This window comes from Parasphingorhabdus sp. (assembly GCF_039968395.1).
GTDB lineage: Bacteria > Pseudomonadota > Alphaproteobacteria > Sphingomonadales > Sphingomonadaceae > Parasphingorhabdus.
The window spans coordinates 768,997-783,987 of sequence record NZ_JBDVPV010000001.1 but is presented as its reverse complement, the minus strand read 5'-3'; the positions used below and the strand labels follow the sequence as shown (position 1 = coordinate 783,987).

Genomic DNA, 14,991 nt, shown 5'->3' with positions numbered 1-14,991 from the left:
CGTTCAGCTGTTGGGCAATTGCAAAATCTGTTTGGATACCACGTTTAGCATGACTTCGCTGGTACCCCCTTCGATACTATTGGCCTTGGTGCGCAGCCAACTGCGAGCAGACAGCCCGCCATTGGTTGCTTCACTTTCCCATTCGAGCAATTGACTGCCCCCCGCTGACATAATCAACTCATGACGACGTTTGTTAATTTCGGTCCCGGCATATTTCATCATATTGGGCTGCGCAGGGTGACAAAGCCCGGCCTTGAAAGTATCTCCAAACCGTTCGGCCATGGCACGAAACGCCAATAGCTCAATATCCATGTCGGCCAATTCGGCACGCAACATGGGATCGTCCAGCCGACCTATGGCATCGCGCCCAACCTGGTCGGCAAATTTCGCACCCAGAGAACCACCCGCGGATGATCCCTGATCCGAGATCATGCTGCGTTCGTGGCCAAGCAGATATTTCGCCACATCCCAGCCGCGATTCTCTTCGAACACAATCGATGAAATTCCCTCGCCATAGGATTTGGGAACTTTCACATCGTCAAAAAATGTTTCGCAGAAAGGCGACGCACCCGAAATCAGTTTGATTGGCTTGGTGGTGACACCTTCGCTTGCCATATCAAATAACAGGAACGTAATGCCTTTATGCTTTTCGGATTTGTCCGTGCGCGTCAGGCAGAATATCCAGTCTGCCTGATCTGCGTAGCTGGTCCAGATCTTCTGGCCATTGACTACATAGTGATCGCCCTGCTCCACCGCGCTGGTCTGAAGCGACGCAAGATCGGATCCCGAACCCGGTTCGGAATAGCCCTGACACCAGCGAATTTCGCCGCGCGCGATCTGCGGAAGAAAATGCTTTTTTTGCTCTTCGGTTCCGAAATGCAGCAGCGCGGGTCCAAGCATCCAGATACCAAAGCTGGACAAGGGCGAACGGCACTTCAGCCGGGCCATTTCCCGGAGCAGTATCTTGGTTTCCGCACCCGACAGACCGCCGCCGCCATATTCCTTGGGCCAGTCCGGCACCGTCCAGCCTTTTGCAGCCATGATGTCCAGCCACTCTTTCTGACCTGGCTTGTAAGTCGGATTCCGTCCGCCCCAGCAGGCGTCACTTTCATCCACCATTGGCTGGCGCATTTCAGGTGGGCAATTTGCTTCCAGCCAGGCCGCGGTCTCAGCGCGGAAATTTTCAAGATCGGACATGATGGCGATTCCTTTTAATTGATCAATTAATATTTGACTATCATAGTTCGGGGGGATGGTTCAATGTCGAGATTACGTTGCGGCGCATAAAAAATTCGACAAAAAATGCGACTGCAGGATTCCGTAGCGGAAGCGGCAATGCAATCGTGAAACGATTGACGATTATTTTGAGAACAGCTTATGCTGAACGGGAAAAGGGAGCAGTAACGGATGCGATTTAACGGCAAAACGGCAGTCATAACTGGCGGATCATCGGGGATTGGCAGAGGCACCGTCGATCTCTTTCTCCGCGAAGGCGCAAAGGTCGTGATGGGCGACATCGATACCGACGAAGGCTCCGCGATGATGGCATCGCTTGGTGATGATTTTCATTTTCAGAAATGCGATGTGACCCAGGAAGATGATGTAAAGGCGCTGATGGACACCGCCGCCGAGAAAACCGGCGGTATCGATATTGTTTTTAACAATGCCGGTGCGGGAGGTCCCCGGGATTCGATTGATGAGATTAGCGGAGATGACTGGGATTTTGCCATGGCATTGCTGGTCAAATCGGTCGCGATGGGGATCCGGCATTCCGCCCCCTATCTCAAACAGCGCGGTGGCGGGTCGATTATCAATACCGCGTCGGTCTGTTCGTTTCAGGCAGGCTTCGGACCGGTCGCATATTCCACTGCAAAGGCCGCGGTTCTCCATCTGTCAAAGGTTGCTGCCGCTGATCTTGCGCAACATAAAATCAGGGTCAATGCGATTTGCCCCGGCTTTATCCAGACCAACATTTTCGCGGCTACCGTTGGAGCCAATCGCGAAGAAACCAATCAGATCAACGCAGTGCTGGGCCAGGCAGCAGCGAGTGCGCAACCGGTTGCCCGGCCGGGAATACCCGATGATATTGCCCAGGCCGTAGCCTATTTCGCTTCAGACGCTTCGGGATTTGTCACAGGCACGCATTTGCTGGTGGATGGCGGATTGCTGGTCGGTAATCGCGGCAGTTGGGACCCGGAAGAGCCGGGAATACTCGACGCGATATTGCCGGACCATCTGAAATGAGCGCTGTCTCGGAGAAGCTCCCGTTCAAATCCAAAATTGCTTACGGCTTTGGTTCTGTAGCCTACGGCATCAAGGACAATGGCTTCGCAACCTTCCTGCTATTCTATTATAATCAGGTCGTCGGCCTGCGCGCCGATCTAGTCAGCCTGGCGATCGCACTTGCTCTGATTGCCGACGCCTTTATTGACCCGGCGGTCGGTCAGTTAAGTGATCGCACGCGAACGCGTATCGGGCGACGTCACCCCTGGCTCTATGGGTCAATCATTCCCATCGCCGTCATCTGGATCATTCTCTGGCATCCGCCAGAGCTGGGTGAATGGGGGACTTTTGGATATGTTTTCATCGTTGCCATGGGCGTGCGCATGGCATTCTCTGCCTATGAAGTCCCGGCACTGGCATTATTGCCGGAGCTCAGCAGCGACTATCATGACCGAACCGCAATCATGCGCTATCGCTTTTTGTTCGGGTGGGGCGGCGGCATTTTTGTCATGTTCCTCGCTTATTCCATATTCCTGTCGCCAACGGCAGAATATGCGGATGGACAGCTTAATCCTGAAGGATACAGCAAATATGCGATTTTCGGAGCGTGCGTCATGGTCATTGCTGCTCTTTCTTCCGCGATCGGGACGCATAAAAGGATTGTCGGCGGTTACCAATCAGCCAGCGAACATCCAAAATCGGCAGAGAGTTTTTCCGAGATGCTGGAAGCATTCCGCTATCGCCCGTTTCTTTTGCTGATGTTCGCCGGTGTTTTTGCCTTCACAAATCAATGGCTGATTTTTGCACTTTCAATTTATCTGTTCACGCATGTCTGGGAATTTACACAGGCCAATTTCACTGCCTATTCGGTGATGCTTTTGGTTGCTGCGATAACCGCGTTTATGATTGTCACTCCGATTTCACAAAGACTGGGCAAAGCGCGTGCGGCGGCCTTGTTGGCCTTCCTTACTCTCGTTATCGGCACGCTACCCTACTGGACAAGGATTGCAGGCCTGTTTCCGGAGCCGGGCGATCCGGTCATGATCCCGCTTTTGTTTGGGTTCCTGATAACGTCAACGGCGACCGGAATCTCCGCCATGATTCTGACGCTGTCAATGATCGCCGATGTGTCGGATCAATATGAACATGATACCGGCAAGCGGACGGAAGGACTATTCTCTTCGGGAATGTTCTTCATGCAAAAAGTCGTCAATGGTTTCGGCATATTGTTGTCGGGACTGATTATTGCGGCGGTCGGACTGCCGCAAGGGGCAGCAAGCGGTACCGTCGACCCTGATATCGTCGACAATCTCGCGCTGTTCTACGTGGTACTCGCATCGATTATTGCGACCATTGGTGCCTGGGCTTACACCCTGTTCCCACTGGGTGAGAAGGACCATGAAATTCGCATGGCGGCTCGCGCAATCAAGGAAAAATGATTCAAATCCACAGCGCGTTTCCTTGTGGTAATGCACCAGTTGGTCTGATAAGTTAATCGCATAGTTAAATATAAAACAGCACCAAAAAGGAATTGGTTATGGATTTCGATCTCACCGAAAAGCAGGAATATTGGCGAAATCGGGTGCGCGAGCATATTGAGAATCACATCCGGCCACGGATCGCAGATTATCACAAGGAGGATGCCACCGGCGAACGCTGGAAAGTCCTGCAGGTCGTTGAGGATGTGAAGAAAGAAGCCAAGGAAGCTGGCATCTGGAACCTCTTCATGCCACCGTCCAATCCCAATTTGCCTCATATTGACGACACGTTCGAATTTGAAGGTCCCGGCCTCACCAACCTGGAATATGCTTTGTGCGCCGAAGAAATGGGCCGGGTGGGCTTCTCGTCGGAAGCGTTTAACTGCTCTGCGCCTGACACCGGCAATATGGAAGTGTTCCACCGCTACGGTACGCTTGAACAGAAAGAGCAATATCTGCGTCCGCTGATGAACGGGGAAATCCGCTCGGCATTCCTGATGACGGAACCGGCAGTCGCCTCATCCGACGCGACGAATATCGAAACGGCCATCGTCCGGGATGGCGACGAATATGTCATTAATGGCCGCAAATGGTGGTCTTCCGGACTGGGTGATCCACGTTGCAAAATTGCGATTGTGATGGGCAAGACAACTTTTGAAGGCAGCCGTTACACCCAGCAATCCCAGATATTGATGCCGACCGATGCACCGGGTGTAAAAATCATTCGGCATTTGCCGGTATTCGGATTTGACGATGCCCCGCATGGTCATATGGAAGTCGAGATGAAAGACGTGCGTGTCCCCGCTTCCAATATCATTCTCGGCGAAGGCCGCGGGTTCGAAATTGCGCAGGGTCGCCTCGGACCCGGCCGTATCCATCATTGCATGCGGACGATCGGCGTCGCAGAAGATGCTCTCGAAAAGATGGTGCGCCGGCTGCAATCCAGAATCGCATTTGGCAAACGCATCTCGGAACACAGCGTCTGGGAGGAACGCGTGGCACGAGCGCGCATTGACATCGACATGAGCCGCCTGCTCTGCCTGAAAGCCGCCGACATGATGGACAAGGTCGGAAATAAATATGCCAAAGCCGAAATTGCCATGATCAAGGTTCAGGCGCCAAATATGGCATTGAAGATTATCGATGATGCCATCCAGGCGCATGGCGGCGGCGGTGTTTCCAGCGACTTTGGTCTGGCCAGTGCTTATGCGCATCAACGGACATTGCGCCTCGCGGATGGCCCGGATGAAGTGCACAACCGGACGATTGCGAAGATCGAATATGGCAAATATGCCGAAACCGCAGAAGGTAGCAAAATGAAGGAAGAATTTTCTTCCGGCGACCTCGCTGTGACACGATAGGAGCGAAGATCGATGAAAGCAGCAGTCCTCCGGGAACCCGGGAAGCCCCTGTCGGTTGAAGAAATTTCAATCGACAAGCCAAAAGCACATGAAGTCCTGATCCGAACGGCAGCGTGCGGCCTGTGCCACAGCGATCTGCATTTCATAAACGGCAGCTATCCACACCCTCTGCCCGCGATACCCGGGCACGAAGCGGCGGGAATTGTGGAAGCAGTTGGCGAGGAAGTCCGAAGCGTCAAGGTTGGAGACGCTGTCGTTTCCTGCCTGTCCGCTTTTTGCGGTCATTGCGAGTTTTGCGTCACGGGCCGGATGTCCCTTTGTCTGGGCGGCGACACGCGCCGTGCGCCCGATGACAAATCGCGCATGGCACAAGCGGACGGGACACCGGTCAATCAGATGCTGAACCTGTCCGCATTTGCCGAACAAATGCTGATTCATGAAAATGCCTGTGTCGCAATTGATCCGGAAATGCCGCTGGATCGCGCGGCCCTGATTGGCTGTGCGGTGACCACGGGTGCCGGCACAATATTCAACTCCTGCAACGTCACGCCAGGCGAAACCGTGGCGGTAGTCGGTTGCGGCGGCGTTGGCCTGGCCACAATCAATGCGGCAAAAATTGCCGGCGCCGGTCGAATAATTGCTGCGGATCCGATTCCGGAGAAGCGGGAAATGGCAATCAGGCTCGGAGCGACAGATGTTGTCGATGCCACTGCCGAAGGTGCAGCTGGTGAGATCGTCGAACTGACAAAAGGCGGCGTCGATCATTCGGTGGAAGCCGTGGGTCGACCACAATCCGCCCAGCTTGCTGTCGATGTACTGCGGCGCGGCGGCACCGCAACAATATTGGGAATGATGCCGCTGGATCAGAAAGTTGGTCTCAGCGCCATGGATCTGCTTTCCGGCAAAAAACTGCAGGGCGCAATCATGGGTGACAACCGGTTCCCGGTAGATATTCCGCGCCTTGTCGATTTTTACATCAAAGGCATGCTCAATCTGGACGACCTGATTTCCGACCGCATCAGCCTGGACCAGGTCAATGAGGGCTTTGCCGCCATGGAAAAAGGCGATACCGCGCGATCCGTGATCGTATTCGAATAGACCAAAGGGAAAAAGGAACTCCCATGAATCCACAAGAAGACATGACTGGCACAATGGCTGTGCCGGACAAAGACAAGCTCGACGAAGCCAGCCTGGCAAAATGGATGGAAAGCCATGTCGACGGTTTCGCCGGCCCCACGACCATTACCAAGTTCAAGGGCGGGCAATCCAATCCCACGTACAAACTGGAAACACCGGGTACGGATTATGTTCTGCGCAAGAAGCCATTTGGAAAACTCCTTCCCTCCGCCCATGCAGTAGATCGTGAATTTCGGGTTATTGCCGGTCTTCATCCCACCGGTTTCCCGGTCGCAAAACCCTATGGTTTGTGCGAAGACGATGATGTTCTGGGCACAATGTTTTATATCATGGGCATGGCCGATGGCCGGACCCTTTGGGATGGTTCGCTGCCCGGAATGGAACCCCAGGAACGTACAGCTATCTACCATGAAATGATCGATACTCTGGCGTTGCTGCACAGCTATGATCCGAACGAGCTCGGTCTCGAAAAGCATGGCAAGCCCGGCAATTACTGCGAACGCCAGATTTCCCGCTGGACCCAGCAATACAAGCTTTCGGAACTGCAGGTCATTCCGGAAATGGACCAGCTGATCGAATGGTTGAACAAAACCATCCCCGAACAAAAAAGCTTTGGCATCGTTCATGGAGACTATCGTCTCGACAATATGATATTCGCCCATGACAAACCGAAAGTCATAGCCGTGCTGGACTGGGAGCTATCAACTCTCGGTGATCCGATTGCAGATTTTGCCTATTGGCTGATGGCTTATGAGATGGAACCAGAAGGTCGCAGCGGGCTAAAAGGTATCGACCTGGAAGCATTGGGAATTCCGTCACGAGAACAGGCCATTGCCCGTTATTGCGAGAAATCCGGGATTGACGAGTTGCCACCAATGGATTGGTATCTGGCCTATAATCTGTTTCGAATTGCTGCTATTTTGCAAGGCATTCAAAAGCGTGTCGTCGATGGCACAGCAAATAGTTCCGCAGCAGCCGAGATGTCCGATCGCGTGACACCTCTGGCACAAGCGGGCTGGGAAGCTGCAAAACGCGCAGGTGCGTAAGGCAACCAACAGGTTTGAACCAAGGAGCAGAGCATGGCTGACCTTCAGGATAAAGTAGCAATCATTACCGGCGCCGGCAGCGGCATTGGGCGCTCTGCGGCCCTGTTGTTTGCAGAACATGGTGCCAAAGTCATCGCGAGCGATGTGACCGATGCGGTTGAGGAAACGGCAAAAGGGTCCGATGGCAATATTATTGCGATCAAGGCGGATGCCGGATCTGAAGGTGATGTTGAAATGCTGGTTGAGGCGGCAGAACAACGCTTTGGCGATCTGCATGTATTCTTTGCCAATGCCGGCATCGGCGGCGGCTTCGAGGGTATTTTCGACAGCAGTGTGGCGGAATGGCAGGAAGTTCTGCGGGTTAATCTGATCGGCCCGTTTCTGGCTGCGAAATATGCCGGTAAAGTCATGGCGGAAAGCAAGCATGGCGGATCGATCATCTGCACCGCAAGCGTGGCGGGCATCCGGTCCGGCGCTGGCGGGCCAGCCTATTCCGCATCAAAAGCCGGAGTTATCAATCTCGTCAAAGTCGCCGCTCAGCAATTTGCGACAGCGAATGTCCGGTGCAATGCCATTTGCCCGGGTATTACCGAGACCGGTATGACACAGTTCATTTATGATAAAGCGCGCGAGAAAGGCAAAGAGGATCGCCTTGGCTACCTCAATCCGTTGCGCCGCGGTGCCGCACCTCTGGAAATGGCGGAAGTAGCGTTGTTCCTGGCTTCCGACCGTTCTTCCTATGTCAACGGTCAAGCAATTGCTGTTGACGGGGGACTGAGCGCTTCACACCCGGTCACCCGTCAGGAATTCGGCCGTACGGCGGTCTGATCCGCTTCAGCCTAGTTGGCGTAAGCCAGATCTCCGGAACCAAGTTGAACGAAGTCTACCCGACCATCGGTTGAGCCGCACAAGAAGGTGCGCTCTTTGGCACCGGATAGGTCGCCTTCGACGCGCCATCCGTTTCCGTCGCGGGCGACGGAACGAATTTCCTCAATCCGGGCGTTGTTTCCAGCCTGCCGTTCGGCGGCGTTGGAACAAACATTGATGGCCGTGTCCATGGACGCGGTTCCACGATCGCTGCGACGATCATCGGAACGCCGATCATCCTGTCGATACTCGCGATCTTCATAGCGCCGATCGCGCTTGTTTTTTGAGGCCGCACTTGCAATGGCTGCTATTCCGCCAATCACCAATATGCCCGCCAGAATGTCCCCACCGTTCACACGGCCGCGATGTCTCCGGTGTCGATGGCCGCGATATCCTCTATATCCTCTATATCCTCTATAGCCGCGATAGCGGTTAGCTTTTTCGGCATCGGAATTCCAGGCCAGACTATGCGACTGGATCGGCAGTGCCGATGCTGCAACAATGTCGACCGGCGCTGCCATGGCCGGCGAGAAACCGGTAAATACCAGAGCTGCTGACGCAGTGACGGCGGAAATTTTCTTCGAAATACTCATGTTTGATACCCCTATCTACACCAGATTCTGTACTCAAGAATCGGTATGGCTACAAAATATAGTTGGTTCAGCCTGTCGCCAGGCTGAACCATTATTTGATTTCAATGCAGGTTCACTTAGTAACGCCTTGCATAGTCCAGGCCTTTGAAGCGCACGTTGCTGACCCGGTTTCCATCAATATGGCAAGTGAACTTGCCCTTGTCGGCGACCCGGCCATAGCGGCCACGTTCTACCAGGATCCGGCCTTTCACTTTGTAGCCGTAACGGGTCCTCTCTACTTTCTTGACCCTGGTAACCGTTGCCTGACCTCTCCGGGTCGCGCGGTTTTCGGCTGCCCGGACGCACCGGTTTACAGCCTTGCGTTTCCCGATCCGCCGATATTGGTGGCGGTTATCATAACGACCGTTCCGATAATTGCCGTAACGGTGATCGCCATCCCTGTAATATCCATTCTGATAGCCGCGATCCTTCTTGCCAGAGCTTGCAATCGCAGCAATGGCACCAATCACGGCGACACCAGCGAGAACCTCTCCGGTGCTAACGCCTCTATCCTTGTGGCCTTTCGCCATTGCGGGGGTTGCAGAAACAGCCATTGCAGCAGCAGCAGCGGTTCCAACGAGAGCTTTGTTCAGCTTGTTCATATCCACTTTCCTTCTCTGACTGCCCAGAACCATTCCCGAGCCAGTGATTAAAGGTATAGAGGGCTTGCCTTGAGTGAGGGCTGAACTAGCCTGACAGCGCTTGTTCATATTTATAGCTATTTATATGAACATATAATTCGTTTGTTTACAATGCCTTGCTGAATAATATCTTCGAAACTGCGTGATATCGCGAAAAATTCCCGCGAGGCTAAAAGGCCTAGAACTTCACTCTGGTGTAAGCCAGAATTGCGGTTTCCTCCGCACCGTCATCAAATTTCACAACAACGTCCGCCTTGCTCCGACTCAATACTTCAACGGGATACCAGCGCCCGAAGTTCTTCCAGTTCACTTCGATAGCCAAGCCCGGCTGGATGACATCATCTGCAATATATTTGGGCGCGACGATAGTCGGCCGGCCGCTCATTAGCAGAACGCGATAACCATTTGGCTCGGGACCCAATATGACGGCAGGATACCAATATTCGTCTTCACCCGTATTCACCAGCACCGCGGTATCAGATGCCCATTGTTGTTCGGGCACAGACACACGTTGTCTGGCAGTGATGCAAGTGCTCGAACGATTGGGGGAGATTTCTACCAGAGTTGTTGTCTCGACATTCCGTTGCACGCAAATGGGAAGTTCAAAAATTCCGGGACCAAAAACACGGACGTCAAAACGATATGAGTCATCGCCGCGCGGCCATTTTGCAGACTGCCCGGATTTCAGCATCCAGCATTTGCGTGGCCGCACAAGTCGTTCATCGTCGCTGCGATAGGTGCAGAATTTCACCTTGTCGCTGCGGTTATTTTTGATGGTCACCGTTTCCGCACCGACCGCTGAAAGCGGAGTTGCAGCGACCAACGCTACAGCTCCGATCAAAAGCAGTTGGCGGACGCTGATCATTTTTCCAGCTTCAAGCCAATAGCATCAGCCAGAAATCCGTAAATGTCGGAATATTCTTCAATCAGTTTGTCCGTTGGCTTTCCACTTCCGTGCCCTGCCCGCGTTTCGATACGGATCAGATGCGGCTTGCTGCCGGTATCCGCAGCCTGCAGACGTGCAGTATATTTGAAGCTGTGCCCCGGAACCACCCGGTCATCCGTATCTGCGGTGGACACAATAAGCGCCGGATAATCCGTACCATCCTGGATATTGTGATACGGCGAATAGGTCAGCAGCGTCTGGAAATCGCCCTCCTTGTTCGGGTAGCCATAATCATCAACCCAGTACCGCCCGGCTGTGAACCTGTCGAACCGGAGCATATCCATGACACCAACAGCCGCATGACCGGCCGTAAACAGGTCAGGACGCTGGTTCATGACAGCTCCAACCAGCAGACCGCCATTGGAGCGTCCTTCGATCGCCAGTCCATTTTTCGGCGTAATGCCTTCTGCGATGAGAAATTCGCCAGCTGCGATAAAATCATCAAAGACGTTCTGCTTGTTTCCCAGCCGGCCGCCATCATGCCAGACCTTGCCATATTCCCCGCCGCCACGCAGATTGGCCTGGGCAAATACGCCGCCGGCCTCAATCCAGGCCATTTTTGTGGATGAGTAGCCGGGCAGAAGCGAGATGTTGAAGCCACCATAGCCATAGAGCAGGGTCGGCGCGCCTTCGGCCAGATCAAGGTCCTTCCGGTGCACCAGAAACATCGGAATTTTCGTGCCATCCGCACTTTCATAAAAGCGCTGGGTGACAGAAATCATATCCGGGTCAAATGGCAATTCCGGTTTGGCCCAGATTGCCGGAGCTCCGACACCGTCAAAGCTGAAAATTGTATTGGGCCTGTTGAAACTGTCGAAGGCGAAAACACCTTCACTGTCTTTAGCTGATCCATGCAATTCGCTGACCTGTCCCAAACCCGGCAACTCAACGACACCCAGCGGGTCTCCAAAAATCGAAAACAATTCCAGCCGGCTCTTTGCATCATCCATGTAGTTGACGGCCAGCTTGCCGCCAATAATCACTGCATCATCTATTGTCGCGCTATGTTCCGGGACCAGCTCCACCCATTCCCGTTCTTCGGAATCGAGGTCAACCTTCACCACCCGCATACGCGGAGCGTCCTTGTTGGTTGTGAAATACAGGACATTGTCGATACCGTCGATCAGAGACCAGCTATGATCAAAGCCTTCCACGAGAATCTGTGACTTGATTTCAGACGCGTCAACTTCGACGAGCGTTATCTCGTAACGGTCATCTGTTCCCGACGAGGATGTTATGACCACCCATTTCTTGTCAGATGTCAGCTGGGCAAAATGATTAAGCTCGGGACGGTCTGGTGTGTCATACACCTTGATATCCTTTGACTGGTCCGATCCGCGCACGTGAACATAAAGCGAGTGATTGGCATTTAGCGACTGAAACGCTGCGCCTTCCTCAGGTTCGGGGAAACGGGAATAGATAAAGCCAGTGGAAGACGGCATCCAGGCAAGATTGGTAAATTTGGCCCATTCAACCTTGTCGGGAAGAATTTCTCCCGTCATCACATTGACAATCTTCAAAGTCCGCCAATCCGATCCGCCGTCCTGAACTGCATAGACAAGATAGCTGCCATCTTCCGAAGGCGACCACTCGGCCAGGGCAGTCGCGCCATCATCCGACCATTTGGCTGGATCAAGAAGCACGCGCTCTTCACCTTCTTTCCCATCAAGCACATAAAGTATGGCCTGGTTTTGACCACCGCTTTTGCGCTCGTAAAAATATTTGCCTCCCGCAATCACCGGAGCGCTTAACTGATCATAGTCAAACAGACGTGTCATCGAGGCCGCCAGGGCCTTTGTACCGTCCAGCTTGTCCAGATAGCTGTTGGTAACGCTGTTTTGAGCATCCACCCATGCAGCGACTTCGTCATCTTCGCGCACATCATTTTCGAGCCAGCGATACGGATCCGCGACATACACCCCAAATTGCTCGTCAACGACGTCCACGGTCCGGGTTTCGGGATAGGTCAAAGCATCATCCTTCGTTTGTTCAATCTGTTCGGCAGATGCAATTGTCGGGCTGGACAGCAATCCAGCGGCGAACATGAATGTGGCAAGGCCTCTGATACGCATGGCAAACTCCCAATTGAGAAGAGGCCGGAAGCTTATCGCTACCGGCCTCTCTTATCAATTGAAACTATTGCCGCATTGCTCAGGCAACGGTAGCGGGTTCTCCGCAATCCAGCAGATCAATGAATTTTTCAGCGTTGATCGCAACATCATCCGGTCCAATCTGATCGAATGGATCTTCAAGATGGCTTTGAATATTGTCGAGCCCTACAAGAATGATCGCAAATAAAACCGGCATGATGAAAGTCAGAACCGGAATGCCATATTCGAGAGCCTGATGTGCGAAATATGGGCCATATAAGATGGGCAGCAACACAATGAAAAAATCGCTGAACGCCCGGAGGGTCCGAGGTGTCCGGTATTGGTAGATATGCTTGACGCTCTCAAACGACACAATCATCTTGCTGATATACTGATTGCATCGCGAACATTCGCCCGACGCCAATCCTTCATTGCGCATGCGTTTGACAAAACCCGAAAGATCCGAAAAAGCCGCGTAAACATGCGCTTCGCTTTTGGCCATGTCATCAACCGGCCCCTTGAACATGTCCCGGCATCCGTGAAGCAAGTCAGCGAGCACCTTCTCAATATGCCGCAGCCGGTCTTCATCTTGTTCCGGCAACCAGTCGCGAGCAGCGAAATAAATCGCACGGCCATGCGCCTTGATGGTTCCATAGTCATCCAGCGCATTCTCGCGCCTTTTATAGGCATGGCCAATAGAAAAAACGATTGGAAAGACAATCGCGGTCGAAATCATGGTCAGCGGAAAGTCGGCGACAATCTGGAATTTCAAGCTGATGCCAGTCGATAATATAGCCGCCACGACAATCAGCAGGCTCTTCCAGTTGATGATCAATCCTATTTGCGCAAAACGCTCCATGACGGTCCCCAAAATCCGATATGAACCGAAGAGACTAACCAGCAGAGTTTGATAATCTGTTAACCATGTTGAAAAATAGCAAACTGGCAAAAAAAAGGCCGCAGCGATTGCTCGTTGCGGCCTTTTCAAAACACTGTGTGAGAAGATTTACGCTTCTTCGAAATCTTCTTCGACATTCTGGTCGGGACCACTGTCCTGCCCCTTGGCATCTTCATCCCGGTCGACAAGTTCGATAACTGCCATTGGCGCAGCATCTGAATCGCGGAAACCCGCTTTGATGATCCGCGTGTAGCCGCCATTGCGGTCAGAATAGCGTTCAGCCAATTCTTCAAAAAGCTTCTTTTCCTGCACTTCATCCATCAAACGCGAGTGCGCAAGACGACGGTTGGAAAGCCCGCCTTTTTTGGCAAGCGTAATCAGTTTTTCGACATACGGCCGCATTTCTTTGGCTTTGGGCAGCGTGGTCATGATCTGCTCATGCTTGATCAGTGCCGCAGACAGGTTTTTCAGCAAAGCCTGACGGTGAGCACCGGTCCGCTGCATCCGGCGGCCTTTCATTCTATGACGCATATTCTATACTCCTGTTTGTACAGGGGCCGTATGAGGTACCCCAATCCCGGCGGTGAAATTCAGGCCACCGCCAAAACCCGTTTAACCCAAAAGTTCTTGCTCGAGCTTCTTGGCCATTTCCTCAATATTTTCAGGCGGCCAGCCAGGAATGTCCATTCCCAGACGCAGCCCCATGCTCGACAGAACTTCCTTGATTTCGTTCAAAGATTTCCGGCCAAAGTTCGGGGTACGTAGCATTTCGGCTTCGGTCTTCTGCACCAGATCGCCAATATAGATGATATTGTCGTTCTTGAGGCAATTTGCCGAGCGCACGCTGAGTTCCAGTTCGTCGACCTTTTTGAGAAGGTAACGGTTGAGCTGGTTCGCATCGCTTTCCTGCTGGCTTTGCGCTGCTGCCATACCAATTGGCGATGATACGCTTTCCAGAGCTTCTTCGAAATGCACGAACAGCTGCAACTGGTCCTGAAGGATGCGGGCCGCATAAGCGATCGCATCTTCGGGTGTGACCGTACCGTCTGTATCGATCGTAAGGTTTAGCTTGTCGAAGTCGAGCTCCTGACCAACGCGGGCATTATCAATCTTGTAAGATACCTGACGGATTGGCGAATAGAGCGAGTCAACCGGTATCAAGCCGATTGGCGCATCTGCAGGACGGTTCGCAACCGCCGGGACATAGCCTTTACCAACATTTACGGTCAGTTCCATGTTCAGTGACGCACCTTCGTCGAGATGACAAATCACCAGGTCCGGGTTCATCACTTCGATGTCGCCGGAAACCGCGATGTCGCCTGCTTTGACTTCAGCAGGGCCGGTAGCGGAAAGCTGGAGACGTTTGGCGTCTTCGCCTTCCATTTTCAGCGCGATCTGCTTTACGTTCAACACAATGTCAGTCACATCTTCGCGCACGCCTGGAAGCGAAGAGAATTCATGCAGTGCATTTTCGATCTTGATCGACGTCACTGCAGCCCCCTGCAGAGAGGAAAGCAAAACACGACGCAGTGCGTTTCCGATCGTCAGGCCAAAGCCACGTTCCAGAGGTTCAGCGACAAAAGTTGCCTTGCGCTTGGGATCACCACCGGATTTTATATCGAGAACGTTGGGCTTCTTCAGTTCTTGCCAGTTCTTCATATTGACAGTCATG

14 protein-coding genes are annotated in these 14,991 nt (G+C 53.0%); 6 read left to right on the top strand and 8 right to left on the bottom strand.

The genetic code is table 11. From position 1 onward, the window contains the following. Window positions 1-3: 3 nt before the first annotated feature. Window positions 4-1,197, bottom strand: a complete 1,194-nt coding sequence (locus tag ABJI30_RS03845; protein WP_348015582.1) for an acyl-CoA dehydrogenase family protein — start codon at window positions 1,195-1,197, stop codon at window positions 4-6. Window positions 1,198-1,407: 210 nt separating this feature from the next. On the opposite strand from ABJI30_RS03845, the gene ABJI30_RS03840 reads away from it, so the two are divergent. From ABJI30_RS03840 to ABJI30_RS03815, 6 genes are all read left to right on the top strand, one after another. Beyond that, window positions 1,408-2,244 carry a glucose 1-dehydrogenase gene (locus tag ABJI30_RS03840; RefSeq protein ID WP_348015581.1) on the top strand — a complete coding sequence of 279 codons (837 nt, stop codon included), beginning with the start codon at window positions 1,408-1,410 and terminating at the stop codon, window positions 2,242-2,244. Further along, entirely contained in the window at window positions 2,241-3,662 is a 1,422-nt protein-coding gene (locus tag ABJI30_RS03835) for an MFS transporter (protein WP_348015580.1), read from the top strand. Before ABJI30_RS03840 ends, ABJI30_RS03835 begins: the two co-directional genes overlap by 4 nt. Before the next feature lie 98 nt (window positions 3,663-3,760). Next, complete coding sequence (locus ABJI30_RS03830; RefSeq protein WP_348015579.1) at window positions 3,761-5,062, top strand: acyl-CoA dehydrogenase family protein; 1,302 nt, start codon at window positions 3,761-3,763, stop codon at window positions 5,060-5,062. Window positions 5,063-5,074: 12 nt separating this feature from the next. Next, a complete protein-coding gene (locus ABJI30_RS03825) occupies window positions 5,075-6,160 on the top strand; it encodes a Zn-dependent alcohol dehydrogenase (RefSeq protein WP_348015578.1) in 1,086 nt (361 codons plus the stop codon). Window positions 6,161-6,183: 23 nt separating this feature from the next. Next, complete coding sequence (locus ABJI30_RS03820) at window positions 6,184-7,245, top strand: phosphotransferase family protein (protein ID WP_348015577.1); 1,062 nt, start codon at window positions 6,184-6,186, stop codon at window positions 7,243-7,245. Window positions 7,246-7,278: 33 nt separating this feature from the next. After that, window positions 7,279-8,073 (top strand): SDR family oxidoreductase, encoded by a 795-nt coding sequence (locus ABJI30_RS03815; protein WP_348015576.1) that lies wholly within the window; start codon window positions 7,279-7,281, stop codon window positions 8,071-8,073. Window positions 8,074-8,084: 11 nt separating this feature from the next. Here the strand turns inward: ABJI30_RS03815 and ABJI30_RS03810 are convergent, their stop codons facing one another. The 7 genes from ABJI30_RS03810 to ABJI30_RS03780 form a co-directional block, all read right to left on the bottom strand. Further along, window positions 8,085-8,705, bottom strand: a complete 621-nt coding sequence (locus ABJI30_RS03810; RefSeq protein WP_348015575.1) for a hypothetical protein — start codon at window positions 8,703-8,705, stop codon at window positions 8,085-8,087. Window positions 8,706-8,821: 116 nt separating this feature from the next. Continuing rightward, entirely contained in the window at window positions 8,822-9,346 is a 525-nt protein-coding gene (locus ABJI30_RS03805; protein ID WP_348015574.1) for a hypothetical protein, read from the bottom strand. Between the two features lie 217 nt (window positions 9,347-9,563). Next, window positions 9,564-10,250, bottom strand: a complete 687-nt coding sequence (locus ABJI30_RS03800) for a tudor domain-containing protein (protein WP_348015573.1) — start codon at window positions 10,248-10,250, stop codon at window positions 9,564-9,566. Beyond that, a complete protein-coding gene (locus tag ABJI30_RS03795; protein ID WP_348015572.1) occupies window positions 10,247-12,403 on the bottom strand; it encodes a prolyl oligopeptidase family serine peptidase in 2,157 nt (718 codons plus the stop codon). The genes ABJI30_RS03800 and ABJI30_RS03795 overlap by 4 nt, the downstream gene beginning before the upstream one ends. A 79-nt stretch (window positions 12,404-12,482) precedes the next feature. Continuing rightward, complete coding sequence (locus tag ABJI30_RS03790; RefSeq protein WP_348015571.1) at window positions 12,483-13,280, bottom strand: hypothetical protein; 798 nt, start codon at window positions 13,278-13,280, stop codon at window positions 12,483-12,485. Window positions 13,281-13,427: 147 nt separating this feature from the next. Further along, window positions 13,428-13,850 carry a 50S ribosomal protein L17 gene (gene rplQ / locus ABJI30_RS03785; RefSeq protein WP_348015570.1) on the bottom strand — a complete coding sequence of 141 codons (423 nt, stop codon included), beginning with the start codon at window positions 13,848-13,850 and terminating at the stop codon, window positions 13,428-13,430. 81 nt (window positions 13,851-13,931) lie between these two features. Beyond that, window positions 13,932-14,990 (bottom strand): DNA-directed RNA polymerase subunit alpha, encoded by a 1,059-nt coding sequence (locus ABJI30_RS03780; protein ID WP_348015569.1) that lies wholly within the window; start codon window positions 14,988-14,990, stop codon window positions 13,932-13,934. Window position 14,991: the final 1 nt, after the last annotated feature.

What these genes read in the sequence shown, in the direction of transcription:
- ABJI30_RS03835 (WP_348015580.1), top strand. Translation starts at nt 2,241, where the DNA reads ATGAGCGCTGTCTCGGAGAAGCTCCCGTTCAAATCCAAAATTGCTTAC.
- ABJI30_RS03805 (WP_348015574.1), bottom strand. Translation starts at nt 9,346, where the DNA reads ATGAACAAGCTGAACAAAGCTCTCGTTGGAACCGCTGCTGCTGCTGCA.
- ABJI30_RS03815 (WP_348015576.1), top strand. Translation starts at nt 7,279, where the DNA reads ATGGCTGACCTTCAGGATAAAGTAGCAATCATTACCGGCGCCGGCAGC.
- ABJI30_RS03795 (WP_348015572.1), bottom strand. Translation starts at nt 12,403, where the DNA reads ATGCGTATCAGAGGCCTTGCCACATTCATGTTCGCCGCTGGATTGCTG.
- rplQ (WP_348015570.1), bottom strand. Translation starts at nt 13,850, where the DNA reads ATGCGTCATAGAATGAAAGGCCGCCGGATGCAGCGGACCGGTGCTCAC.
- ABJI30_RS03780 (WP_348015569.1), bottom strand. Translation starts at nt 14,990, where the DNA reads ATGACTGTCAATATGAAGAACTGGCAAGAACTGAAGAAGCCCAACGTT.
- ABJI30_RS03840 (WP_348015581.1), top strand. Translation starts at nt 1,408, where the DNA reads ATGCGATTTAACGGCAAAACGGCAGTCATAACTGGCGGATCATCGGGG.
- ABJI30_RS03800 (WP_348015573.1), bottom strand. Translation starts at nt 10,250, where the DNA reads ATGATCAGCGTCCGCCAACTGCTTTTGATCGGAGCTGTAGCGTTGGTC.
- ABJI30_RS03810 (WP_348015575.1), bottom strand. Translation starts at nt 8,705, where the DNA reads ATGAGTATTTCGAAGAAAATTTCCGCCGTCACTGCGTCAGCAGCTCTG.
- ABJI30_RS03830 (WP_348015579.1), top strand. Translation starts at nt 3,761, where the DNA reads ATGGATTTCGATCTCACCGAAAAGCAGGAATATTGGCGAAATCGGGTG.
- ABJI30_RS03845 (WP_348015582.1), bottom strand. Translation starts at nt 1,197, where the DNA reads ATGTCCGATCTTGAAAATTTCCGCGCTGAGACCGCGGCCTGGCTGGAA.
- ABJI30_RS03825 (WP_348015578.1), top strand. Translation starts at nt 5,075, where the DNA reads ATGAAAGCAGCAGTCCTCCGGGAACCCGGGAAGCCCCTGTCGGTTGAA.
- ABJI30_RS03790 (WP_348015571.1), bottom strand. Translation starts at nt 13,280, where the DNA reads ATGGAGCGTTTTGCGCAAATAGGATTGATCATCAACTGGAAGAGCCTG.
- ABJI30_RS03820 (WP_348015577.1), top strand. Translation starts at nt 6,184, where the DNA reads ATGAATCCACAAGAAGACATGACTGGCACAATGGCTGTGCCGGACAAA.